The following is a 23,908-nucleotide window of genomic DNA, read 5'->3' as shown; positions in this document are numbered from 1 at the left end:
CAGCCAGGTCGCCGGCATAGGGTTCATTCCGGAATGGCAAGCCCCTGAGGCTATCCAGCCCGACCCAGCTTGACGACATGCATCCGGCAGCGCAGCGCAAAGCCGATGCTCTCATAGAGGCGAATGGCGACCGCATTGCCGGCATAGGCATGGAGATAGGGCGTATCGCCTCCTGCACAGATTTCGCCGGCGACGAAGAGCGAGAGCAGGCGCGCCAGGCCCCGGCCGCGAAAATCGGCATGCGAGCACACCCCGCTGAGTTCGATATAGCCGGGCTGGCGCATGCGCTGGCCGGCCATGGCCGCCAGCCTGCCGTCGATGCGCACACCCCAGAAGTCACCGAGGCTCAACGCCTTCAGTGTGAACGGACCTGGGTTGGTCGCAGTCGCCAGGGCAAGCATCTCGGGGGCATCGGCCAGGGTGAGCTGTCGCACACGGATATCCTCCACGCGCGGAAAGGTCGTCTCAGCGACCATCTGGACGGCGGCGGCGCGGGAAAGCTCGCTCAAACCAGGAGGGATTGCGACAGCATCGGCCTGAGCGAGCACGACGCTGTCGCCATCCGGCACCAGATCGGCCAACGCCTGCAGGCTTCCGGCGTCGTCCGATGCGGTAGCGGCAAACGGCACGATCGCGGCCGGATAGCGGCGGGCGTGCCGGTTTCCTTCCGCCAAGGTCGCATGCGCACTGGAAAGGGCCGTCCAGACCGGACGATCGAGACAATGGCTCATGGCTTGCTCCTTTCCGGCAGGACGGCCCGTTGATCCAGCCGTGCGACGGCAAGACGGTCCTCGATTGCGGAGAGCTGTTCGAGCAAGGGCCCCGTCAGGTCGCCGCACAGATCGGCGACGGCAGCCTCGATCAAAGGCCAGGCCTGCTGCCTGGTCGTGTCGACGAGGCGATGGCCTTCTCCCGTCAGCGTGACCAGACGCCGCCTCTGATCGTCCGGCGCCGGGCCGGCCTCGACCAGCCCGAGCGCCTCGAGCTGGGCGAGACTGCGCGTCGCGCCCGGCTGCGTGATGCCGACTGCCTGCGCCAATTCACCAACGCCGAGTGGCCCCTCCCGGGCGAGCGCTGCCAGGAAGGGATATTGGCTGGCCGGCACTCTGTCGTCGAACACTTCGAGGAAGCGCTGCGTATCTGCCTGCAGCCGCTCGCCGAGTCGCTTCAACCGCGTGCCGAGGGTGAGATAACCAAACTCCCGAACGACATCCACCATGCCTGCCTCCTAGATATATAACAAGTTATATAACGCGTTATATATTGAAGCAAGCCTTCGTTCCGAAGGCGCGATCAACGGCCCGAGCCCCTTTCTCCGGCGCCCGAAGCTCTCCAGCACCGCCAGCGGCTTGCCAATGCCGGCCGATGATGGGACACACGGCCTGTCACAATGGAACCGGCCGCGTCATGAACCCATCCTCCGAAACGGTCGCAAGAAGCGCCACTGCCACCCCGGCGCTGCGCTACTGGCTGGCCGGCGCCGGCCTGATCGTCCTCGCGGCGCTGATTCTCTACGCCATGGGCCGCAATCCGATCTGCACCTGCGGCACGGTAAAACTATGGGTCGGCGATCCCAACACGGCCGACAATTCCCAGCACATCGCCGACTGGTACACGCTTTCGCACATCATTCACGGCTTCCTGTTCTGCGGCCTGTTCTGGCTGGTGGCGCGCGATCGCCCGCTCGGCTTCCGGGCCCTCCTGGCCCTGGTGGTCGAGGCCGGCTGGGAGATCCTGGAAAACAGCCCGCTGATCATCAACCGCTATCGCGAGGGTACCATCGCGCTGGGCTATGAGGGCGACAGCATCCTGAACTCGGTGAGCGATATCCTGTTCATGCTGGTGGGCTTCCTCATCGCCTCGCGCCTGCCCGTCTGGGTCACTGTGGCGCTTGCCATCTTCTTCGAGCTTCTGGCCCTCTACGCCATCCGCGACAACCTCACCCTCAACGTCATCATGCTGGTCTATCCCATCGCCGGCATCAAGACCTGGCAAAGCGGGTTGTAAGGTCCCGGTCCAGTTGACAAATCGGCCCCGCCTTCGCCAAGTCTTCGCCTTGCGAAGGGAGCCGACTGCCTTGGCCAGATCATATCGCATCCTCTTCCTCAGCGTCTCCGCCGGGGCCGGCCATATGCGGGCCGCCGAGGCCCTGAAGGAAGCTACGCTCCTGCTGGCGCCCGAGGCCGAGGCGCTGCATCTGGACGTGATGGACTATGTGCCCTCGACCTTCCGCAAGATCTATACGGACTATTACATCAAGCTCGTCACCAAGCATCCGGCCCTGTGGGGCATGCTCTACCAGGCGAGCTCGGAGGCCCCGCCCGACGCGGTCTCCCAGAAATTGCGGCGGGCGGTGGAACGCCTCTCGACCCGGCCGCTGCGCAGCGCCATCGACGAATTCGCTCCCGATGCCATCGTCTGCACGCATTTCCTGCCGGCCGAACTCCTGATGCGCGAGATCGGCAAGGGGCGCATCAGTGTGCCAGTCTTCGTGCAGATCACCGATTTCGACCTCCATCGCATGTGGGTGATCCCGCGCATGGCCGGTTTCTTCGCCGGCAATGAGGAGGTCGCCTTCCGCCTCACCGCCCATGGCATCGAGGCCGGGCAGATCCATGTCACCGGCATTCCGATCATGCCGGCCTTCGCGCAGGAGCACGACCGCACCGCCTGCGCCGCCGCCTTCGGGCTCGATCCCATGAGGCGTACCTATCTCCTGATGGGGGGTGGCGCGGGGCTCGGCGTCGGACCGGTGGCCAAGCGCCTCACTGCCGCCGATCCCGAGCTCCAGCTCGTGGTGCTGGCCGGCAAGAACCAGAAAGCGCTGGCGGAACTCCAGGCCCTGGCCCAGAGCCGACCCGGCCGGCTCTTTCCGCTCGGCTTCACCAATGAGGTGCCGCGCCTGATGGCAGCGGCGGATCTGGTCATCACCAAGCCCGGGGGCCTCTCCACCTCCGAATGCCTGGCCATGGGCGTGCCGATGCTGCTCAGCAGCCCCATTCCGGGCCAGGAGGAGCGCAACGCCGATTATCTCATGGAGAATGGCGCCGCCATGAAGGCCATCGACGAGATCGGCCTCGAATATCACGTCGCCCTGCTGAAGGCCGAACCGCAGCGCCTGGAAGCCATGCGCCGCCAGGCCCGCGCCTTGGGCCGCCCGCAGGCCGGGCAGGACGCCATGCGCATCGTGCTGGAGGCCCTGGCGTGAGCGTTCCCAACCACGCCCCCGCCGCGCCGCGACGCGGCGGCCTCGCCCAACCCGTGGCACTCGTCGCCATGGTGCTCGTGCTCGCCTTCTTCTTCGCCAATGTCGAGATCCAGATCGAGGGCAGCCATGGCTGGGCCACCAGCCTGCCGACCTGGCGCATCGAGCATCACTGGCTGCTCGACATTGTCTGGGGCGGGCGGCCGATGACCGGCTACCATGCCTGGGTGTTTCCCTTCATGGCGATCTTCTTCCACTTTCCCCTGGTGTTCGCCTGGACATGGTCGTGGCGTCTGGAAGCGCGCGTGATCGCCTGCATCATGATCTTCTGGCTGAGCGAGGACTTCCTGTGGTTCGTCCTGAACCCGGCCTTCGGCCTCGCCCGCTTCAGCCCCGAATTCGTGCCCTGGCACATCCACTGGTTCTGGCTGGCGCCGGTGGACTACTGGACGATGTCGACGGCCGGGATCCTGCTGCTGGTCTGGTCCTATCGCGGGCATCAGCGCCCGCTCACTGCCCCGGCGTCAGTCGGCTGAGAGGCTTGGTACTGTCGGGCCAGTCGACGCTCATCGCCAGGGCCCACAGGCAGGCGAGCGGCAAGGCCAGGAACAGAGCCGATTGCTCCGGCCAATGCGGTGTGGCGGCCTGGACGAAGGGCGCCGCCAGCACGATGACGAATCCCACCGCTGTCACCGCCAGCGCCAGCCATTGATAGAGGTTGAGGCCACCGCGCACCGGCGTCTGCGGTTCGCCGCGCAGCCCTTCTTCGGCGAAGCGGGCGATGCCGAGCTGCCAGCAATAGAGGCCGGCGACCAGCCAGGCATCCCCACTCACCACCAGCACGCGCCAGAGCAGCAGCGCCGCGAGAAGATTGGCGAGCATGGAGAACACCGGCGCCGGCTCGATCGGCCGCCCGAGCATGCCCGCGATCAGGCCGACCCGCGACAGGGGATGGCGATAGGTCAGTCCGGCGCCGAGCGGTGCCGAAACGGCCAGCGCCGCGCCATGGCAGCAACCTTGCGCCAGGCAGCGCAGCCGCCCCAGCATCTGGGCGATGCAGAGCCCGATCGCGCAGGCGGCCAGCATCGCACCGTCGATGACGCCTGACACCGTCAGCAGGCCGGCCGCGAGGCTGGCTCCGATCAGGCCGCCGAAAAAGCCGAGCGGGCGCGAAAGCTTGCTGCTCGCCTCGACGGCCTGGCCGAAGACCACCGCGCCGGCGAGCCCCGCCAGCAGCATGGCGACCATCGGCCCGAGCTGGTGCGGCGGCGCCAGGCTCGCCGTGGCGAGGAAAGCGAGGGCTCCCGCAGCCAGGATATAAAGACCATGCGGAAAGAAGCGCATCGAGCCGAGGCGCAGCGGCCGCCAATCATTGGCCACCCTCTCGGCCAGACGCAACAGGCCATGCCAGGCCGCCTCGATGTTGAGGCAGAGCAAGGCCAGGACAATGCCGCAAAGAAGATCGGCAAGAGAATGCATGCCGGTCACATGGCAGGCGGCGAGCTGCAGCAGCGCAAGCGGATAGATGAGGGCCGCACCGAAGCGCTCACGCCAGAAGAAGGCGGCCACCACGATCCAGAAGGCATGGAAGGACGGCAATGCCGCGGTGATGCCGTCGCTGCCGCGCTCCAGCTGCAGCCACCAGCCGATGAGATTGTCCGGCGGCACGCCGCGCAGGGGTGCGACGGCCGGCAGCAGCGCGAAGACGAGCCCACCGATCGCCGTCCCGCTCCAGCCTGCCAGGACAAAACGGCGCAGCGAGGCGAGATCCGGCACGAGGAAGGGCACGGCCAGCGCGAAGACATAGGTGAAGCTATAGGCAGCCACCAGGCCGGGCCGGAAGGGCAGGTTCCGTTCGAAGGGCAGATAGGTATCGAAGGCATCGGCGGCCGGCGGCAGCGCGGCAAAGACGCAATAGACCACGGTCCAGGCGGGGAAGACGGCAAGCGTGGCGCCGAGCCTGCGACGGAGATCGGCCGGCAGTGGCCAATTCTCCGGCAGGCCGATCGCGGGGGCCTGCCGGCGCGCGCCCAGGCGCCGATCGGTCGCCCGCGCCTCATAGCCCATCACCAGTGCAAGGGCGGCCAAACCGGTCCAGGGCGTCAGGATGAACAAGCCGGCAAACGAGCCGCGCCAGAGAGAGAGGCCGAGGATGACGAGCGTGAAGCCGACATAGGCGGGATGGGCCAGCCAGGCATAGAGCCCGTCCTCGACGCGCCGGCGCGTGGGATAGGCATTCATCGGCAGGCCTTTACCGCGCAGCATCAATACGAGGATGGCCGCCATCACCAGAACCAGGCCCAGCCCGGCCATGGCACTGCCTGCCAGTGGCCAGGCTTCGAAGGCAAGGCCGAGGCGGGCGTCGAGATGCCAGGCCGTCACCAGCAGGAGGACGGGCAGGCCGACGCAGAACAGGGCGCCATAGGCGACAGGGCCGATGCGCTTCATGCCAGGGCGACCTTTTCGAAAATCACGTATCCCTCATCCTCCGAGCCGTCCGAGAAGGCGATCCTGGCCGGCGCCATGTGCTTTTCTTCCTTCAAATTACGGATCATCGCCGGCAGGCCGTAGCGCAGCGGGCCGAGCAGGCGCAGGCGCTGCGATACCGGCTGGGCGATCAGCGTACGGGCCGGTCCGCAGATCAGGGTGCCGCTGGACACCCCGGTAAAGGCGAAGGAGCGCGGCAGGTCGAAATGACCGAGACAAGCGGGAACGCCGTCCAGGAACAGCCATTGCCGCGGCTGTTCATGCTCCCAGACGATCCAGACCAGGCTGGTGTGGCGGCCGGTGAAGCGGCCCCAATGCAGGGTACGGATCGGCCAGCGCGTCGGCCACAGGTCGATGGCGAGCGTTTCGAAATAGCCAAGGCCGGTCGCTTCGCTTTCACCGGCCCTGGTGATGCGCACCTCAGCCAACGGCATGCGCGCCTGCCAGTGCAAGGCGCCGGCCGGTTCGTCATGAAGCACCACATCCGGCGTGGCCGCCCCGCAGGAATGCCAGGCGAGGGCGATATCGCCGCATCGGGCCGTGATCGCTTGCCCATGGGTCATCGGCGCCGCACGCAACCACTGGCGAAGCTCTCTCGTGCCGCAGGGGCGGATCGTGGCAAGGCTGGCATAATGCAACGCCAACAGGCCCAGGCGCAGGGTTGCGGAATAGAAAATCACCACCGTCCCATCGTCGAGGATGGCATCGCCATAATGCTTGTCGAGGCGAAGGCGGCCCAAAGGCAGGTCCGGATGGGAGGAGCTTGGTCGATCCTTGTTAGAAGAAAGCCTCCCCGTCGACAAGAAGAGGACGGAACAATCCTGTCGGCGTCGCCGATCTTCAGGCCGGATGCTTAATGGGCGATGGAAATACCGTAACTCTGCGTCGTCCAGCCGAAAGCGCAAATAGACTGGGATGCTTGCGTACTGGTGTCTGCTTGGCGTGGACGAAACAGCGAAAATCGGCTTCCTAGCAGGATACTGGTTTCAGGGTTGCATGATGATTCGCCGTTCGCTGTCCTTTGCATTGCTTTCCGTTTTACTTGCTGCCTCGCCCGCCCTTGCCCGAGACGCCGGCATCTGCCGCGGCTTCAATCTCGAGGACGACCCTCTCGGCGTCGATCTCTACGAAGTCACCGCGCCGGGCCGGACCTATTTCGTCAAGGGCGCCTCTTCGGACGGCGAGGATTGCCCCTCGACCTCGCCCGAATGCCAGGCCCGCAGCTTCCTGATCGCCGGCGACCGCGTGGTGGTGAACCGCACCGCCGGTGGCTTCGCCTGCGCCAGCTATCTCAACCGCAAGGGATCGGACGTGGCGCTCTGGCTGCCGCTCTCGGCCCTACGCAAGAGCAATGCCCAGCCCGATTGGGAAGGCAATTGGCGCAACGCCGAGGGCAACGCCATCCTCGAGATCAAGGAGATCAAGGGCGGCGATATCTCGGTGAACGGCTCGGCTTCCTACAACAATGGCCAGAGCGTCAATACCGGCGAATTCAACGTCTTCGGCGAGGCGCGGGAATCGACGCTCACCTTCGCCTATGACGGCGAGAAGCAGGGTCGCATCGAGGACGCCCGCAGCGGCGACGGCACCTGCACCGTGCGCATGGCGCAGCTCGGCCCCTATATCGCGGTGGTCGACAACAATGCCTGCGGCGGGTTGAACGTCACCTTTACAGGCCTTTATTTCAGGCAATGATCAGAGAAAAAGACATGTTCCGTTCCAGTCTGGGCGCCGTATTGCTGCTCGCCGCCGCCACCGGTTCCGCCTTCGCCGCCAACGGCGTCTGCCGCGGCTTCAATTTCCAGAACGATCTTTCCGCCATCAGCCTCTACGAAGTCGCCGAGAGCGGGCGTACCTTCTTCATCAAGGGCCCGACCAGCCAGCGCGAAAGCTGCCCGTCCCTCTCGCCGTCCTGCCGGCAGCGTTCCTTCCTGGTCGAGGGCGACAAGGTGGTGGTGAACGAGATCGAGGGCGATTTCGCCTGCGCCAACTATGTCGACCGCAAGGGCACCGACATTGCGAGCTGGCTGCCCCTGTCGTCCCTGTCGCGGGTCCAGGTCCAGCCGCGCTGGGACGGGCGCTGGAGCACCTATGACGGGCGCTCGGTCATCACCATCAAGACCGGCCAGGGCGGGCGCATGTTCGTGCGCGGCAACGCCACCTACGATACCGGCTCCTATGTCAACACCGGCGAGTTCGAGGTCGAGGGTGACGCCAACGAGCGCGACTTCGCCTTCGGCTATTATGGCGGCCAGCAGATGGGCTACGAGGAGGCCAATGCCGGCCCCCGGCGCTGCGCGGCGCGCATGGTCCAGCTCGGCCCCTATATCGCAGTGATCGACAACGACGCCTGCGGCGGGCAGAACGTGCGCTTCACGGGGCTTTATTCGCGGCAATAGTTTGGAGCGCGGACATCCTGTCCGCTCTTCTTCCCACCCGCTCCGCGCGCGGAAAGAAGAATAAGTCTATCTGAGGGGCGAGCAGACATGGCTGATAAGAAACGCCCCTTACAGCCCGAAGCAGAGTGGCATTCCCGAGGCTATCTTCCGCATTGGGAAGCCGGCGAGAATCCGCAAAGCATCACCTTCCGTCTTGCAGATTCTCTGCCGGTCGAATTGCTTCAACGTTGGACGCAGGAGTCAGAAAGCTCGGAACGCTCTCCGAACTCCACCGATCGACGACGGCGCTACGAAGAGGCGCTGGACAAGGGCCATGGCGAAGCTCTTCTAGTCCATCCCGATGCAGGTGCTACCGTACAGAGCGCCCTGCTCCATTTCGACGGAGTGCGATATCGCCTCCATGCCTGGAGTGTCATGCCAAACCACGTGCATGTCCTGAGCACACCGATCGACGGACATGCGCTGTCCGCAATCGTACACTCCTGGAAGTCTTTCACGGCACTCCAAATCAATCGAGCCCTGGGACGACAGGGAACGCTTTGGTTCCCCGAATATTTCGATCGGCGGATCAGGGACGAGAAACATTTTGAGACCGTTCGTTACTACATCGAACAGAATGCGGTGGCGGCCGGCTTATGCGCGCGAGCGCAAGACTGGGCCTTTTCAAGTGCAGCGCACACGCGTCTCCGATGACGCGTGTGGCTTCGAAGAGCGGACAGGATGTCCGCGCTCCAAATTTTCCTACCCCCGCATCCTCAACCCCTTGGGATCGAACAGCGGTTCGGGCGCGACCCTGGCCGGGCGCCGCTCGCCGATGATCTCGATCTCATAGGCCGCGGTGGCGTCGAAGGCGGCGGCCTCGACATAGCCGAGCGCCACCGAGGCCTTGGCGTGATGGGCATAGCCGCCCGAGGTGACCCAGCCCACCACCTTGCCATCCCGCCAGATCGGTTCGTCGCCGATGACGTCGGCATCGAGGGCATCGACCACGAAGGTGGCGAGGCGGCGTTTGGGGCCTTCGTCGCGGGCGCGCAGCAAGGCATCGCGTCCGATGAATTCGCTCTTCTGGGTCGAGACGAAGCGCTCCAGCCCGGCCTCCCAGGGCGTATAGATCGGCCGGTATTCGCGCGACCAGGAACCGAAGCTCTTTTCCAGGCGCAGCGCGTTGAGGGCGCGGCCGCCGAAGAGCCTGATGCCGAGGCCGGTGCCTTCCTTCATCAGCAGATCGAACAGCGCGCGCTGGTGCTCGGACTTGACCCAGATCTCATAGCCGAGATCGCCCGTATAGGTGACGCGCCCGATCAGGGCGGGAACGGTGCCGACATTGAAGCGGCCGACCGCCATGAAGGGGAAGGTCTCCTTCGACAGGTCGGCATCGACGAGACGGGCAAGGAGTTCGCGCGATTTCGGACCGGCGACCTGGAGGCCGACGAGGTCGAGGCCATGGGCGCGCAGGGTAACGCCGGCCTCGGGCAGATGGGCCTGGAACCAGCGCATGTGATACTGCTCGGCAAGCCCCGAGCCGAAGATCATGAAGCGGTCATCCGCCTCGCGGGCCAAGGTGAAGTCGCCGATCAGCATGCCGTTTTCGTTCAGCATGGGCGTGAGCACCATGCGCCCCCTGGCCGGCAGGCGATTCGGCAGGATGGTGTCGAGCCAGGCTTCCGCCCCCTTGCCGCTGATCTCGTATTTGGCGAAGTTCGAGATCTCCAGGAGGCCGACGCCCTCGCGCACCGCGGCACATTCGGCGGCGACATGCGGGAAATCGTTGGCGCGGCGGAACGAGAACTCGTCCCTGGCCTCTGCCTTGGACGGCGCGAACCAGAGCGCGTGCTCCAATCCGTTCATGTCGCCGAACACGGCATTGCGGCTCTCCAGCCGGTCATAGACAGGCGTGGTGCGGAAGGGACGAGCCGCCGGCAGTTCCTCGTTGGGAAAGCGGATGCGGAAGCGCCGGGCATAGTTCTCGCGCACCTTGGCGTTGGTGTGGGAGAGCGTGGTCCAGTCGCCATAGCGGGCGACATCCATGCCCCAGACGTCGAAGCCGGGATCGCCATGCACCATCCAGTTGGACAGTGCGAGGCCGACGCCGCCGCCCTGGGAGAAGCCGGCCATGACGCCGCAGGCAACCCAGTAATTGCGCAGGCCCCTGATCGGGCCGACCAGCGGGTTTCCGTCGGGCGCGAAGGTGAAGGGGCCGTTGATGACCCGGCGGATGCCGGCATTCTCGAAGGCAGGGAAATGGCGGAAGCCGACTTCCAGCGAAGGGGCGATGCGGTCGAGATCGGGGTCGAGCAGATTCTGGCCGAAATCCCAGGGCGTCACCTTCTCCGACCAGGGCACGCAGGCCTGCTCATAGGTACCCAGCAGCATGCCGCCGCGCTCCTGGCGCATATAGATCTCGCCCTCGAAATCGAGCGCGGTGATCACCTCCTTGCCGGTGGAGGCGTTGATCTCGGCGACCTCGGGCATGTCCTCGGTGAGGAAATACATGTGCTCCATGGCGAGCACGGGCAGCTCCAGCCCGACCATGCGGCCGCATTCGCGTGCCCACAGGCCGCCGCAGTTCACCACATGCTCGGCATGGATGGAGCCCTGCTCGGTGACGACGTCCCAGCTGCCGTCCTCGCGCTGGGCCATGTCGACGACGCGGTTGCGCAGCACGATCTCGGCGCCGAGGATCTTGGCCGACTTGGCATAGGCATGGGTGGTGCCATAGGGGTCGAGATGCCCCTCCAGCGGATCGTACATCGCGCCGGCGAACTGCTTTTCGTCGATCAGCGGCATCAGCTTCTTGGCTTCGGCGGCCGAGATGATCTCGGTATGCATGCCCAGATACCGGCCCTTGGCATGGGCCATCTTCAGCCAGTCCATGCGTTCCTTGGTGCCGGCCAGCATGACGCCACCTGTGAGATGCAGGCCGCAGGACTGGCCCGAGAGTTCCTCGATCTCCCGATAGAGCTCCACGGTATATTGCTGCAGCTTGGCAACGTTGGGATCGCCGTTGAGCGTGTGGAAGCCGCCCGCCGCGTGCCAGGTCGAGCCCGCCGTCAGCTCCGCGCGCTCGATCAGGGTGATATCCGTCCAGCCGGCCTTGGCGAGATGGTAGAGCACCGAGCAACCGACGACGCCACCGCCGATGACGAGGACACGGGTGTGGGATTTCATGGGCGGGAAGTCCTCTTTCCGGGTGCGCGGACGTCTCGTCCGCTCTTGGAGCTGTTACGTATGCGGGACAGGCAGAGCGGACGAGACGTCCGCGCACCCGGATTAGAAATCCGTGGGCGCGCCGCCCTCTTCCTTGCGCTTCGCCACGAAGGCGGCCAGTTCCTCGCGGATGGCCGGATCCATCGGCGGTTCCTCATAGGCAGCGAGGCGCTCCTTGTAGAGCCGGTTGGCGCGGTCGTACCCGGTAGGCGATCCCGCCTCCTGCCAGGTCTCGTAATTGCGCCAGTCCGAGATCATCGGGGCGAAGAAGGCGTTGCGGTAGCGTGCCTGGGTATGGGCGCAACCGAAGAAATGCCCGCCTGGCCCGACTTCGCGCACCGCCTCCAGCGCCAGCTCGTCGTCATCGACCTGGAACGGCATCAGGAAATGCGTGATCATGTCGAGGAGATCGGCGTCGATCACCATCTTCTCGAAGCTCGCATGCAGGCCCCCCTCCATCCAGCCGGCGCCATGCATCAGCAGGTTGACCCCGCCCATCACCGCGCCCCACAGCGAGAACACGCTCTCATAGGCGGCCTGCACGTCGATGGTGTTGGCGGCGCAGGTGTTGGAGGAACGATAGGGCAGTCCGTAGCGGCGGGCGAGCTGCCCGCCGACCAGTGCCGCCTTCATCTGCTCGGGCGTGCCGAAGGCGGGCGCGCCGGTCTTCATGTCGACATTGGAGGTGAAGCCGCCATAGGCGAAGGGTGAGCCCGGCCGCACCGACTGGGCCAGCACCAGCCCGGCCAGCGCCTCGGCATTCTGCTGGGCCACGGCACCGGCGATCGTCACCGGGGCCATGGCACCCGCCAGGGTGAAGGGCGTGAGCACGGTGACCTGGTTGCGGCGCGCCATCTGGATCACGCCCTCCATCATCGGCGTATCCAGGCGCAGCGGCGAGGAGGAGTTGATGATGGTGAAGAGCGAGGGCTCGCGCTCCAATGTCTCCTGGTCGATACCGCGAGCGATGCGCGCCATCTCGATGGCGTCGAGATTGCGCTCGCGGCCCAGCGAATAGGCATGGATGGGCTTGTCCGACAAGGTCAGCATATCCCAGAGCGCATCGAGATGGCGCACGGAGGCATGGATATCGGCCGGCTCGACCGGATAGCCGCCCCACAGATGGATGCTGTCGAGCGTGTGCCCGAGCCGGATGAGGTTCTGATAATCCTTGCGGTTGCCGGGCCGGCGGCCGCCCTCGCGGTCGGCCACGTTGGGGGCGCTCGCCACCGAGCAGAAGGCAAGATGGTCGCCGCCGAGCACGACATTGCGGGCCGGATTGCGCGCATGCAGCGTGAAGCTCTGCGGCGCCAGGCCGATTTTCGATTCGACCAGCCCGCGCGGAAAACGCACCCTGTCGGAATTGGGGTCGACCTCGGCGCCTTCGGTCTTGAGAATGGCCTTGGCCTCCGCATGCAGCACGTCGAGGCCGATCTCCTCCAGGATCTGCAGCGAGGCGAGATGGATGGCCTCGAGCTGGTCCGCCGAGACGGCGTTGACCGCCGGAAACGGCCGCCGGGGCTGGGGCCGCGAAGTCGGGGCAGCGCTGCCGGCACGCTGGCGCTCCTCCCGGCCGCGGCGGCGCGGCCGCTCCGAGGTTTCGAGCGAAAGTTCCATCGGGCTTTGCATGGCAGGCTGATCCTTTTGTCCGATCAGCCTAGCGCGCGCTCCGACGCATCGCCACGGCGAAACGGCGCTATCATTTTTTTGGATCGGGCCATCGAATAAAGGCGCACACGGCGCGCGGGGAGCAGAGATAGAGTTGGTGGGCCGACATGTCCGGGGGGCGGGTCTTCGGACCCGGCCTTACCTGGTCGGTTCGGTGTTCCATGCCGGACTGAAGACCGGCACCCCAATTTCTCGAGATTCCCATGTCCCGCTACCAGCTCTCCCATCTGCCACGCATCACCGGAGGGCCGGGCGCCCGGGAACTCGCCGGGGAGCTTACAGCCGCCAGGCTCGGCAAGGGCGCGCAGGTACTGCTGGTCGCCGATCCCGGCCTGAAGGCGACCGGCCTGATCGACGACGTCGAGGCCTCGCTGCGCAAGGCGGGGCTCGGCGTCTCAGTCTTCTCCGAGTTCGGCGGCGATCCCACCATCGCCTCAGCCGATGCCGCGGCCGCACAGGCGCGGCGGACCAAGGCGAAGGCGGTGGTGTCACTGGGCGGGGGCTCCGCGCTCGACCTCGGCAAGGTAGTGGCGGCGGTTGCGACCACCGCCGCCACGGCCCGGCGATCCGCCGAGGCCTATGAATTGTGCAAGCGCCCCTTCCCGCGCAAGCGCCTGGTTTCGCTGGTCATTCCCACCACCTCCGGCACCGGCTCGGAATGCACCCGCACCGCCATCCTCACCCGCTCGGACAAGGCCAAGGTCTGGCTCTGGGGCGAGGAGCTCAAGCCGGACGAGGTGATCCTCGATCCGGAAACCACACTCTCCTTGCCGCCGGTGCTGACGGCCTGGACCGGCATCGACGCCCTCGTCCACGCGCTGGAGGCCACCACCAACGGCAACGCCACGCCGGCCAACAATGTCTATGCGCATGAGGCCATCCGCCTCGCCGTCGGCAATCTGCCTGACGCCGTCGGCAAGGGCAGCGATCTCGCCGCCCGCGAGGGGCTGCAGCGCGCCGCCGCGCTCGCCGGCATCGCCATCGACAATTGCGGTACCGCCGTCGCCCACAATATCGGCCATGCACTGGGCTCGCTGCGCCCGGTACAGCATGGCCGCTCGGTGGCGCTCGGCATGATCGCCACGCTCGACTGGAACATCGAGGACGATGACGGGCGCTTCGCCGCCGCGGCGCGGGCGATGGGATTGACATCGTCAGCCGACCTGCCCGCCGCCTTCGAGACACTGGTGCGCGCCATCGGCATCAAGGTCTCGCTTGCCGACGAATTCGCAGGCATCACCGCCACGCGCCTCGCCGAGCAGATGGCCCGGCCCGAGAATGCCGCGATGCGCGTTTCCAACCGCCGTACGATCGAGGAGGCCGATCTGCTCCGCTTCGCCGAACGCGTGCTGACGCAGGCCTGATCCTGGGACCGCCGGCATCTTGCCGGCTCTCCCTTTCCCCACGCTTTTCGTTTCCAAGAGCCGGCAGGATGCCGGCGGTCCCAGGAAGTATCATGCTCACCACCCCCTTCACTCGCTCCGACTGGGAAGCCAAGGCCGCAGCCCTCAAGCCGGAAGGCCGTGCCTTCATCGACGGCCGCTACGTTCCCGCTCTTTCCGGCAAGACCTTCACCAAGACCTCGCCGATCGATGGCCGGGTGATCGCCGAGGTCGCCGATTGCGGCGCCGAGGACATCGAGGCAGCGGTAAAAGCAGCCCGCACCGCCTTCGAGGACGGGCGTTGGCGCTTGAAGCCTCCAGCCGAGAAGAAGCGCATCCTCCTGCGCTTCGCCGAGCTTGTCCGGGCCGATCTCGAGCATCTCGCCTTGCTCGAAACCCTCGATGTCGGCAAGGTCATCGGCAATTCACTCGCGGTCGACGTGCCCTTCTGCGCCGATTGCATCCAGTATTACGCCGAGTTCGCCGACAAGAGCTTCGACGAGGTCGCGCCAACCGGGCCCAACGATCTCGCCATCGTCAGGCGCGAGCCGCTCGGGGTGATCGGCGCCATCGTGCCCTGGAACTATCCGCTGATCATCACCGCCTGGAAGATCGGTCCGGCCCTGGTGGCCGGCAATTGCGTGGTGCTGAAGCCGGCAGAGCAGTCGCCGCTCTCGGCGCTGCGCCTCGGCGAACTCGCCCGGCAGGCCGGCCTGCCCGACGGCGTGCTCAATGTCGTGCCCGGTTTCGGCGAGAAGGCCGGCAAGCCCCTCGCCTTGCATCAAGACGTCGACATGATCTCCTTCACCGGCTCCACCGAGGTCGGCAAGCTGATGCTGCGCTATGCCGGCGAAAGCAACATGAAGCGCGTGGCGCTCGAATGCGGCGGCAAGAGCCCGCATGTGGTGCTCGCCGATGCCGATCTCGACGCCGCCGCTTCCGGCATCGCCTGGGGCATCTATTACAATCAGGGCGAGACCTGCCATGCCGGCTCGCGCGTGATCGCCCATGCCTCGATCAAGGACGAACTGGTCCGCAAGATCGGCGAGGTCGCGGCGCAGCAGATCCCCCTCGGCCATCCGCTCGATCCCGCCGCCCAGATGGGTGCCCTGGTCGAGAAGGGCCATATGGAGCGCGTGCTCTCCTATATCGACATCGGCACGAGGGAAGGCGCCACGATTGCCCATGGCGGCAGCCGGGTGATGGCGGAGACCGGCGGCTATTATGTCGAGGCCACCATCCTCGACGGCGTCGAGCCGCAGCACCGCGTCGCGCGCGAAGAAATCTTCGGCCCGGTCGTGGTCGTCAGCACCTTCACAGACGAAAACGAGGCGCTGCGCATGGCCAATGATTCCATCTACGGCCTCGCAGCGGCGGTATGGACCGGCAATATGAACGCCGCGCATCGCTTCACCTCGGGCATCCGCGCCGGCACGGTGTGGGTGAACTGCTTCGACCGTTCCTCGCTCGCCACGCCCTTCGGCGGTTTCCGGCAATCGGGCTTCGGCCGTGACCGTTCTCCGCACGCCATCGAGAAGTACATGGACTTCAAGACGGTGTGGACGGCGTATTCCTAACTCCGGGTGCGCGGACGTCCCGTCCGCATCTTGGAAACGCAGCACTCGATATTGAGGAAGAGGCGGACGGGACGTCCGCGCACCCGGAGAAGAACATGAAAATCACCGGCATCGAGATCACCCACCACCGCCTACCCCTCGACCCGCCTTTCCATGCGAGCTGGGATTCCAAGCCCCGCACCGCCTTCGACGCCACCATCGTGCGTGTTTCCACCGACGAGGGCCTCACCGGCTACGGCTCGGGCGACACCATGACCGGTTTCGAGGACCATGAGCGCTTCTTCATCGGCCAGGATCCGATGGCGATCGAGCGCCATTACCGCATCCTCTCCAACATCCAGTTCCATTACGGCCGCTGCTGGCCGCTGGACCTGGCGCTGTGGGACCTCGCCGGCAAGATCACCGGGCAACCGGTGTGGAAGCTGCTCGGCGGCCTCTCCAACAAGGTCGCCGCCTATGCCTCCTCCGGCACGCTGCGCAAGCCCGAGGAGCTCGCCGACGCAGCTGAGATCTATCTCGGCCAGGGCTTCAAGGCGCTGAAGATCCGCTTTCATCGCGGCGACTGGCGGGCCGACATCAAGGCGCTGGAGGCGGTGCGCGGGCGCGTCGGCAGCCGGCTCGACCTGATGGTCGACTGCAACCAGGGCTGGCGCATGTCCTGGGACGCCTATGCGCCCTGGACGCTCAAGGACGCGATCCCCGTCGCCCGCGAACTCGAACGGCTCGGCGTCTACTGGATGGAGGAGCCGCTGCACCGCTCCGACCGGGAGGGCATGCGGCGCCTGCGCGAAATGGTCGACATCCGCATTGCCGGCGGCGAGATGACGCGCGAGCTCTACGAATTCCGCGACCTCATCCGCGACGGCTGCCTGGACGTGCTGCAGCCCGATGCCGCCCTGGTCGGCGGCATCACGGGCCTGCGCCGCATCGCCGCGATGGCGGCCGAGAACAATCTCACCTTCACGCCGCACACCTGGACCAACGGCATGGGGGTCGCCGCCAACTGCCACCTGACCGCCGGCCTCGCCGACGCGCCCTTCATCGAGTTCCCCTACGACCCGCCGGAATGGAGCCTACCACGCCGCGACTTCATGATGGCCGAGCCCCTGGCGGTCGACGGCGAGGGCATGATCACGCTGAGTGAGGCGCCCGGCATGGGCTACGCGCTGGACGAGACGATGCTGGCGAAGACGCGGGTCGGCTGAGGCTTTCGCCGAAAAACGGCCCTTGATTCCGCCGGGTAGCGCTGCCCCTCACCTGTATCCTCTCCCCGCAAGAGCGGGGCGAGGAGGGCATCGGCGTCGGGCTTCATGCGGAAATCGACTCACCTCGCCCAACCGTTGAGCGAGACGCAGTGCGGCAAGGAGATCCACAACATTTGCGTCCCCTCGCCCCGCTCTTGCGGGGAGAGGATAGAGGTGAGGGGCTACGCCACCGACCAAACAGCTCCTGTTGCCGCGTGCCTCCGCTCCTACCGCCCCCGATGCCGGGACAGCACCAGGGTCGCTCGCGCCCTTATGCCGGGAAAGCGGGTGTTCACCCCGCTCCAGCGCCAGAACAGCCGGTTGCCGCGCCGCCAGGCCGTCACCGTGCCGCCGTCGATGCAGGTACCGCGGCCATAGCGGATATGCTCGCGGTAGCGCACAATGGCACCGTGCTGGCTGCGCCGGATCAGCACCCCGCCGCAATGCAGGCTGGGATAGTCGATGCGGGCGTTGCCCTGGCCGTCGAGGATGAGATGGATGCGCCAGCGGCTGGGCGGCGCGCCACGCTCGCTCTGCACGCCGGTGCCGACCCAGGCAAGATGGCGCTTGGCCGGCGGCGCGGCGGCGACAGCCGGAACCGTCGCGGCGGCAAACAGGAGTAGGAGGACAAGGCGGAGCATGGACTTCATCATCCTTGCCTAGCCAGCCCCTTCAACCTAGGCAAGGCGGTGTCGGCGCGGCCCGCAAAAGGATAGGCTCGCCCCACAATAGCGGGGAAAACCCATCATGGCCGTTGCTGACGATTTCAGACGGATCGCCCTGTCCCTGGGCGGTACCAGCGAGGCGCCGCATTTCGAGCGTACCGCCTTCAGGGCCGTGCGCATCTACGCCACCCTCGCTCCCGACGGCCTCGGCGCCAATCTCCTCTTCACGCCGGAAGAGCAGGAATTCAAATGCCTGCTCGCCCCGGATGTCTTCCGCCCTGTTGCCAATGCCTGGGGTCGGCAGGGCTGGACCACGCTTACTCTCTCAGCCGCCAGCGAAGCGGAATTGCAGGATGCGCTGGCGATGGCGTGGCGGCACGGTGCAGCCAAGAAGAAGAAAGGCTGATAGCAGCTTCCCTGCGGCTCCATCGCCGCTCAGGCCGTCCGCAGCCGCGCCGCGCGCGCCTCCCACCAGACCAGGCCGAGGCTGGCGGCGACGATCAGGGTCGCGCCGGCGAAGACGTGGGGCTTGGGCACATCCTGCCAGAGGAGATAGCCATAGATGAAGGCCCAGACCAGGCCGGTATATTCCACCGGCGCCAGCGCCGAGGCCGGTGCGTAGCGATAGCCCTCATAGAGCAGGTACTGGGCGATGCCGGAGACGAGGCCGAGGCCAAGCATCAGGCCCCAGCCCATGGCATCCGGCGTCTTCCAGATGAAGGGCAGCGCCGCCCCGCACACCAGCACGAACAGGCCCGACGTGGCGATCATCTGGTTGGCCGTGCTCTCGGAGCGGTTGATCAGCCGGATCAGCACCGTGCCCCAGGCCCAGCAGAAGGCGGCGAACAGCACCATGGCGGCCGGCAGGAAATCGGGCCGGCCCGAGGGATCGGCCGCGACGATCACGCCAAGGAAGCCGGCGATCACGGCAAGCCAGCGCGCGACGTTGACCTTCTCCTTCAGGATCAGGATGGAGAGCACGACCGCCATCACCGGCGCACCGAAATACATGGTGGTGAGATCGGCCAGGCCCAGATAGCGCGAGGCATTGTAGAAGCTGAGCCAGGCCACCAGCAAAAGCAGGCCGCGCGAGGTCAGCGCCCATTTGTTGCGACTCTGCCAGATCGGCGGTTGGCCCTGGCGCCAGGCGATCGCCATGCCCACCACCAGGATGACGACCGAGCGCAGGAACAGGATCTGCGGCACCTCATAGCTCGCCACCAGCCATTTGACGGCGGCATCCTGGATGGCGAACAGGCAATAGCCGACCGAGGCCAGCGCGATGCCGGTCAGAGGGCGTGAATCGGGGGGAGTAAGGGGGGGCATGGAGGGGTACGCGAGGCAGCAACGCAGAGCTGATAGAGGGGCTATAGCACCGTCCCCGGCTCGAGGCGAGCGAGAGCCCTGTGCTCAGATGTCGCGATTCGGTGGAATCTTCCTGGCAAGATCCAATACGGTTCGCTTAAACATCTTCCGGATTTGCACGACCCTTGTCATTGCCGGGCCCAACCCGGCAATCCAGCATCTTGCGGTCGGGGCTTGAAGATAGCCCGGTCAAGCCCGGCTATGACACATCGAAGCGTTTTTCCTTTCAGTGAACCGCATCGCGCCAAAACCAGCGGGTGTCGCCGTTCGCGAACCGAAACGTCGTGACCCGCAGACGCCTCTCCTCCTGTGGCACTAACCTCCATGCGTCATCATGCCCCTCGTCCAGGTCGCGCGTAGAACATTGAGTTCAGCCGAACCGGATGATGTAAGAGGATGCGATTTTCTCCCGATCGCCGCGATCAACGGGGTTCGACATCATGGACAGGCGCTGGCTGCCGCTGAACGCTTTGCGGGCCTTCGAGGCAGTGGGGCGGCAAGGCAGCTTCACCGGCGCCGCCCAGAGCCTGCTGGTCTCCCAAAGCGCCGTCAGCCGCCACGTCATCGGCCTGGAAGACTTCCTCGGCGTGCCCCTGTTCGACCGCAAGCCGCCGCAGCCGGCACTCACCGAAGCCGGCAGGCGCCTGCTGCCCGTGGTGGAGAAGGCCTTCGAGCGCATCGACACCACGCTGGAGGAGATCATGCGCGAACGGGGCGAGCCGCAGCGTTCCCTCCGCGTGCTGCTGCCGACGACCTTTGCCCAGCGCCTGGCCGTGCCGATCCTGCGCCATTTCCGGGCCGAATTCCCCGACCTCAAGCTCGACATCGATTCCCGTCCGGTGCCCGGCAATGCCGAGCGCGAGGCCGACGTCGCCGTGATCTACACGCCGCCTCGAGTGGCGCCGCAGGTGCTGGACCTGCTCTGGATGGTGAAGCTCACCATCCTGTGCCATCCCGACGTCGCAGCGCGAGCCGCCAAGACCGACATCGCCGGCTTCCTCGCCACCAATGACCTCCTGCACGTCAAGCTCGACAGCCGCCCTCCCGCCTTCCTGTGGCAGAATTTCGCCCGGGCCGCCCATGTCGCGCCGGGATCGCTCGACCGTGGCCTCATCTTCGATACCGCCCAACTCGCCGTGCAATACGCCCTATCGGGCGAAGGCCTGGCGCTGGTCGATCCCGTGCTGTTCGAGGACGAGATCCGGGCCGGCCGCCTGGTGCGGCCCTACGATATCCATGTCGACGACGGCTATGGCTATTACCTCTCCATCCATCCCGACGACCTCGACCGCCCGGAGATCGCCCTGTTCCGCTCCTGGCTGATCCGCCGTTTCTCGCGCCCGCCCTTCCTCGGAGACGGCACGCCGCCAGCCAGTTGATCCGCCTCCTCCCATACACCGCGTCCAACACCCTCCTGCCACGAGTTCGCTGCCTTGCGTTCCCCCTACGCTTCCATCGCCGCCCTGCTGGTTGCCGTCGCCGGCGTATTGGCCGGCAATGGCGTTCTCACCACTCTTTTGCCGGTGCGCGCCGAGCTCGAACATTTCCCGGCGCTGGCCATCAGCCTGATGGGCTCGGCCTATTTCGGCGGCATGCTCGCCGGCGCCTTCCTGACGCCGCGCCTGGTGCAGCGCTTCGGCCATATCAAGGCCTTCGGCCTGTCGTCGATCTGCGGGGCGGTGATGATCCTGGTCGCCGGCACCCTGGTCGAGCCGCATGCCTGGGTGGTCATCGGCTTCCTGCGCGGCTTCTTCCTGGCCGGCATCTACGCCATCGTCGAAAGCTATTTGCAGGGCAAGGCGGAGAACCGCATCCGCGGGCGCCTGCTCGGCCTCTATTCCATCACCCAATATGGCGGCTGGGCGATCGGCAACCAGTTCATGCGGCTGGGCGATCCGGCTGCCTTCACCATTTTCGGCATCGCTGCGGCCGTGGTCATCGTCTGCCTCGCGCCGCTGCTGCTGATCGAGGATGGCCCACCGCCCAAAGGCACACGCCGGGCCGGCATGCGTCTTCTCTGGCTCCTGCGCACCACGCCGGTCGGCTTCGTCTGCGCCACGCTGATCGGCTTCGCCAATGGCCCCTTCTGGTCACTCACTCCTGTCTACGCCACCAAGCTCGGCATGGACGGGGTACAGACCGGCACGCTGATCTCGGCCATTACCCTGGGCTCGGCCGCCTTCCAGTTCCCGGTCGGCCGGCTCTCCGACGCCTTCGACCGGCGCAAGGTGCTGATCGGCCTCACCGCCCTGACCGCCCTGGTCGAGATCGGCATCTACTGGTCCGGCAAGCTCCTGGTCGGCTGGCCCTTCGTGATCACCGGCTTCGTGCTGGGAGGCATCATCTCCACGCAATATTACGCAAGCTCGGCCTATACCAACGACATCACCGGCCGCGAGAATGCCGTCGGTGTCGCCTCCGCCTTGCTGTTCCTCTACTGCATCGGCGCCGTGCTCGGCCCGATCACGGCCTATTATGTGATGCACTGGCTCGGCGATCCCGGCCTCTATCTCCACAATGCCGGTATTCACGCCGCCATGGCGGTGTTCATCCTGCTCAGGGTGCTGAGGAGCCCGGGACGGGACAAGGCTGACACGACAACGATCTGATCGGTCTCTCACAAAGATCACCTTCTCCCCTTGCGGGAGAAGGTGCCGCCAGGCGGATGAGCGGTCTCATGATCCTATGCCGGTGTATCGGCTCGCCTCATCCGGCGCTTCGCGCCACCTCTAGTCAACTCAAGAGAGTTAACGACACCCGCAAGGCGAGAAGGCCTGTCGCACCCCCGACTTCGCCATCCCTACCAATGCGCCGCCACTGCCGCGCAGCCGATCAGGCCGGGCGTGGGATGGGTGATCAGGCGGATCGGGATCTCGCGCAGGAATTTCTCCAGCGGACTCTTGGCCTCGAAGGCGGCGCGGAAGGCGGCCTCGTCCATCAGCGGCGAGAGCTTCTGCACCACGCCGCCATAGAGGAAGACGCCGCCCTTGGCCGCGAACATCAGGCCGACATCGCCGGAAAAGCGGGCGAGATAGTCGAAGAACAGATGCGTGGCCTCCACCGCCACCGGATCGGCCCCCGCCACAGCCGCCGTGCCGATCTCGGCGGCGCTGCGCTCGGCGGGATGGCCGGCCAGGGTGGCGAGCGCGGTATCGATGCGCTGCAGGCCCGGGCCCGACAATACATGCTCGCCCGAAACGCGGCCGATCTTGCCGCGGATGAGTTCATGCGCCTTGGCCCAGTTCCCGGATGGCGCGCCGATCTCGGCATGCCCGCCCTCGGACGGCACCGCGATCCAGCGCGAGCCGCCGCGCACCAGGGCGCCGACGCCCAGCCCCGTTCCCGGTCCGAGCACCGCCATATTGCCACCGGCCACGGCGGTGGAGACGCTGCCGATCACCGTGGTGTCGGCCTGCGCCAGATGCGGCAAGGCATGGGCGACGGCCTCGAAATCATTGATCACGTCGAGGCGGGCAAAGCGCAGCTCCGCCGCCAGGGTCGGCGGATTGAACAGCCAACTCTGCCGGTTGGTCGGCCCGACCATCTCGCCCGCCACCGGCCCGGCTATGGCGACGACCCCGGCATTGGGCCGTTCGCCGACATCGGCGATATAGGCTTCGATCGCCTCCCGGAAGGTCGGAAACCGCTTGTTCTCGTAATGCCGCTCGCTGCGATAATCGGTGCGGCCCTGAACGACGAGGGCAAACCGGCTGTTGGTGCCGCCGATGTCGCCCAGCAAGGTCAGGTCTGTCATGAGAATCCGTCTTCTTGGTTGTTGCCTATGGCGTTTTACGACTTGATCGGGGCAGCAAGATGTAGCGCCTGCCTTCCTCGCGTCAAAGCCCTTTGAAGGATCGAGCCCGGATCAATCCGGCCGCCCTTCGTGCTGGCGCCAGGCCGGCCCGATCACCGGATGGGCCTGCAGGGTCTTGTACAAGGTCCGGAAAGCCGGCAAGGCCCGCGCCTGTTCATGCCAGCCGGCGATCATGGCGGCATAGACGTCGACGATGGTGACGATATCGCCGAGCAGGAAAGGCCCGACCATCTCATTGGCGAGCAGGGTGAAGATACGGTCGGAATCCCGCTTGGCCGCTTCGGCGACCGCGGCCTTCGCCGCCTCGCTGCCATCGGCCGTGAAGCGATCGGAATAATAGGTCCTCAAGGCCGCCGGATAGGCGTTGGTCGCCAGGAACATCAGCCAGCGCAGCGAGATGGCGCGCGCCGTCGAGCCCGCGGCCGGCAGCAGGCCGGCGCCGGCGGAGGCTTCGTCGATGGTGAGCAGGATCGCCGCCGTTTCGGTCAGCACCGTGCCGCTGGGCAGAATCACCGCCGGGACCTGCGCGGCGGGGTTGACAGCAAGGAAATCGGGGGCCTGCTGCTCGCCCTTGTCGGTATCGATCAGGATGCGCTCGGGCGTGATCCCCGCCCAGGCAAAGGCGACGTCGACCACCAGGGAACCGGTGCCGGGACACCAATAGTGCCGCCATTGCCGCATCGCGTCCTCCTCCCGAGCCTTATACTTGCCGTTTCATTGTTAGGCTGGATTCGCCGTCATTGCGAGTTCCTCCAATTCGCGGGATTGGCGGAGTTCGCAATGGCAGCCCTATGATCGGCACATATGAGACGCGACGGAGTGCCAGGCCTCGTTCAGAATCCCTTGATGATTTCCTCGACCATTTTCTTGGCATCGCCGAAGAGCATCATGGTGT

At 66.0% G+C, this 23,908-nt stretch carries 22 protein-coding genes; 12 read left to right on the top strand and 10 right to left on the bottom strand.

Annotated elements, in window-relative coordinates:
• Positions 1-50: 50 nt before the first annotated feature.
• Together QM672_RS26645 and QM672_RS26640 are read right to left on the bottom strand one after the other, a co-directional pair.
• The gene (locus QM672_RS26645; protein ID WP_311932735.1) at positions 51-731 is read right to left on the bottom strand and encodes a GNAT family N-acetyltransferase; all 681 of its coding nucleotides are present in this window, start codon (positions 729-731) and stop codon (positions 51-53) included.
• Entirely contained in the window at positions 728-1,219 is a 492-nt protein-coding gene (locus tag QM672_RS26640; RefSeq protein WP_415086247.1) for a MarR family winged helix-turn-helix transcriptional regulator, read from the bottom strand. Before QM672_RS26640 ends, QM672_RS26645 begins: the two co-directional genes overlap by 4 nt.
• A 188-nt stretch (positions 1,220-1,407) precedes the next feature.
• Here QM672_RS26640 and QM672_RS26635 point away from each other — a divergent pair, with 188 nt between their 5' ends.
• From QM672_RS26635 to QM672_RS26625, 3 genes are all read left to right on the top strand, one after another.
• Positions 1,408-2,007, top strand: coding sequence for a DUF2585 domain-containing protein (locus tag QM672_RS26635; RefSeq protein WP_311932732.1), 600 nt, complete (start codon positions 1,408-1,410; stop codon positions 2,005-2,007).
• 70 nt (positions 2,008-2,077) lie between these two features.
• The gene (locus QM672_RS26630) at positions 2,078-3,208 is read left to right on the top strand and encodes an MGDG synthase family glycosyltransferase (protein WP_415086245.1); all 1,131 of its coding nucleotides are present in this window, start codon (positions 2,078-2,080) and stop codon (positions 3,206-3,208) included.
• Positions 3,205-3,741, top strand: a complete 537-nt coding sequence (locus QM672_RS26625) for a hypothetical protein (protein ID WP_415086243.1) — start codon at positions 3,205-3,207, stop codon at positions 3,739-3,741. The genes QM672_RS26630 and QM672_RS26625 overlap by 4 nt, the downstream gene beginning before the upstream one ends.
• Here the strand turns inward: QM672_RS26625 and QM672_RS26620 are convergent.
• Positions 3,716-5,653, bottom strand: coding sequence for a prolipoprotein diacylglyceryl transferase family protein (locus QM672_RS26620; RefSeq protein WP_415086241.1), 1,938 nt, complete (start codon positions 5,651-5,653; stop codon positions 3,716-3,718). The genes QM672_RS26625 and QM672_RS26620 overlap by 26 nt on opposite strands.
• The gene (locus tag QM672_RS26615) at positions 5,650-6,432 is read right to left on the bottom strand and encodes a hypothetical protein (protein WP_415086239.1); all 783 of its coding nucleotides are present in this window, start codon (positions 6,430-6,432) and stop codon (positions 5,650-5,652) included. Before QM672_RS26615 ends, QM672_RS26620 begins: the two co-directional genes overlap by 4 nt.
• Before the next feature lie 256 nt (positions 6,433-6,688).
• Between QM672_RS26615 and QM672_RS26610 the strand changes: the two genes are divergently transcribed.
• The 3 genes from QM672_RS26610 (at position 6,689) to QM672_RS26600 (ending at position 8,784) form a co-directional block, all read left to right on the top strand.
• A complete protein-coding gene (locus QM672_RS26610; RefSeq protein WP_149252518.1) occupies positions 6,689-7,387 on the top strand; it encodes a hypothetical protein in 699 nt (232 codons plus the stop codon).
• A gap of 14 nt (positions 7,388-7,401) precedes the next feature.
• The gene (locus tag QM672_RS26605; RefSeq protein ID WP_311932724.1) at positions 7,402-8,091 is read left to right on the top strand and encodes a hypothetical protein; all 690 of its coding nucleotides are present in this window, start codon (positions 7,402-7,404) and stop codon (positions 8,089-8,091) included.
• Positions 8,092-8,178: 87 nt separating this feature from the next.
• Positions 8,179-8,784: a transposase gene (locus QM672_RS26600; RefSeq protein WP_311932723.1), complete on the top strand. Its 606-nt coding sequence runs from the start codon at positions 8,179-8,181 to the stop codon at positions 8,782-8,784.
• Between the two features lie 48 nt (positions 8,785-8,832).
• Here the strand turns inward: QM672_RS26600 and QM672_RS26595 are convergent, their stop codons facing one another.
• Positions 8,833-11,259, bottom strand: coding sequence for a GcvT family protein (locus QM672_RS26595; protein ID WP_415086236.1), 2,427 nt, complete (start codon positions 11,257-11,259; stop codon positions 8,833-8,835).
• A gap of 102 nt (positions 11,260-11,361) precedes the next feature.
• A complete protein-coding gene (locus QM672_RS26590; RefSeq protein WP_415086234.1) occupies positions 11,362-12,915 on the bottom strand; it encodes a trimethylamine methyltransferase family protein in 1,554 nt (517 codons plus the stop codon).
• Positions 12,916-13,169: 254 nt separating this feature from the next.
• Between QM672_RS26590 and QM672_RS26585 the strand changes: the two genes are divergently transcribed.
• The 3 genes from QM672_RS26585 to QM672_RS26575 all read left to right on the top strand — a co-directional run bounded on the left by QM672_RS26585 (position 13,170) and on the right by QM672_RS26575 (position 17,130).
• Entirely contained in the window at positions 13,170-14,330 is a 1,161-nt protein-coding gene (locus tag QM672_RS26585) for an iron-containing alcohol dehydrogenase (RefSeq protein WP_415086232.1), read from the top strand.
• A 92-nt stretch (positions 14,331-14,422) separates the two neighbouring features.
• Positions 14,423-15,925 (top strand): aldehyde dehydrogenase, encoded by a 1,503-nt coding sequence (locus QM672_RS26580; protein ID WP_415086230.1) that lies wholly within the window; start codon positions 14,423-14,425, stop codon positions 15,923-15,925.
• Between the two features lie 95 nt (positions 15,926-16,020).
• On the top strand, positions 16,021-17,130 hold the full coding sequence (locus QM672_RS26575) for a mandelate racemase/muconate lactonizing enzyme family protein (protein WP_415086228.1): 1,110 nt from the start codon (positions 16,021-16,023) through the stop codon (positions 17,128-17,130).
• 266 nt (positions 17,131-17,396) lie between these two features.
• On the opposite strand, the gene QM672_RS26570 is transcribed toward QM672_RS26575, so the two are convergent.
• Complete coding sequence (locus QM672_RS26570) at positions 17,397-17,810, bottom strand: hypothetical protein (protein ID WP_415086226.1); 414 nt, start codon at positions 17,808-17,810, stop codon at positions 17,397-17,399.
• A gap of 106 nt (positions 17,811-17,916) precedes the next feature.
• On the opposite strand from QM672_RS26570, the gene QM672_RS26565 reads away from it, so the two are divergent.
• Positions 17,917-18,240 carry an MmcQ/YjbR family DNA-binding protein gene (locus tag QM672_RS26565; RefSeq protein WP_311932713.1) on the top strand — a complete coding sequence of 108 codons (324 nt, stop codon included), beginning with the start codon at positions 17,917-17,919 and terminating at the stop codon, positions 18,238-18,240.
• Between the two features lie 29 nt (positions 18,241-18,269).
• Here QM672_RS26565 and QM672_RS26560 read toward each other — a convergent pair whose 3' ends face one another.
• Entirely contained in the window at positions 18,270-19,160 is an 891-nt protein-coding gene (locus tag QM672_RS26560) for a DMT family transporter (protein WP_311932712.1), read from the bottom strand.
• A gap of 479 nt (positions 19,161-19,639) precedes the next feature.
• Between QM672_RS26560 and QM672_RS26555 the strand changes: the two genes are divergently transcribed.
• Both QM672_RS26555 and QM672_RS26550 read left to right on the top strand, forming a co-directional pair.
• Entirely contained in the window at positions 19,640-20,578 is a 939-nt protein-coding gene (locus QM672_RS26555; RefSeq protein WP_311932711.1) for a LysR substrate-binding domain-containing protein, read from the top strand.
• Positions 20,579-20,632: 54 nt separating this feature from the next.
• Positions 20,633-21,808, top strand: coding sequence for an MFS transporter (locus tag QM672_RS26550; protein ID WP_311932710.1), 1,176 nt, complete (start codon positions 20,633-20,635; stop codon positions 21,806-21,808).
• Between the two features lie 191 nt (positions 21,809-21,999).
• Here the strand turns inward: QM672_RS26550 and QM672_RS26545 are convergent, their stop codons facing one another.
• On the bottom strand, positions 22,000-22,953 hold the full coding sequence (locus tag QM672_RS26545) for a glucokinase (RefSeq protein WP_367626408.1): 954 nt from the start codon (positions 22,951-22,953) through the stop codon (positions 22,000-22,002).
• Between the two features lie 111 nt (positions 22,954-23,064).
• Entirely contained in the window at positions 23,065-23,694 is a 630-nt protein-coding gene (locus QM672_RS26540; protein WP_311932708.1) for a glutathione S-transferase family protein, read from the bottom strand.
• Positions 23,695-23,908: the final 214 nt, after the last annotated feature.

The organism is Labrys sp. (in: a-proteobacteria), from assembly GCF_047605565.1.
Taxonomy (GTDB): domain Bacteria; phylum Pseudomonadota; class Alphaproteobacteria; order Rhizobiales; family Labraceae; genus Labrys; species Labrys neptuniae.
The sequence above is the reverse complement of the archived record's forward strand: the minus strand, read 5'-3'. Positions and strand labels throughout refer to the sequence as shown.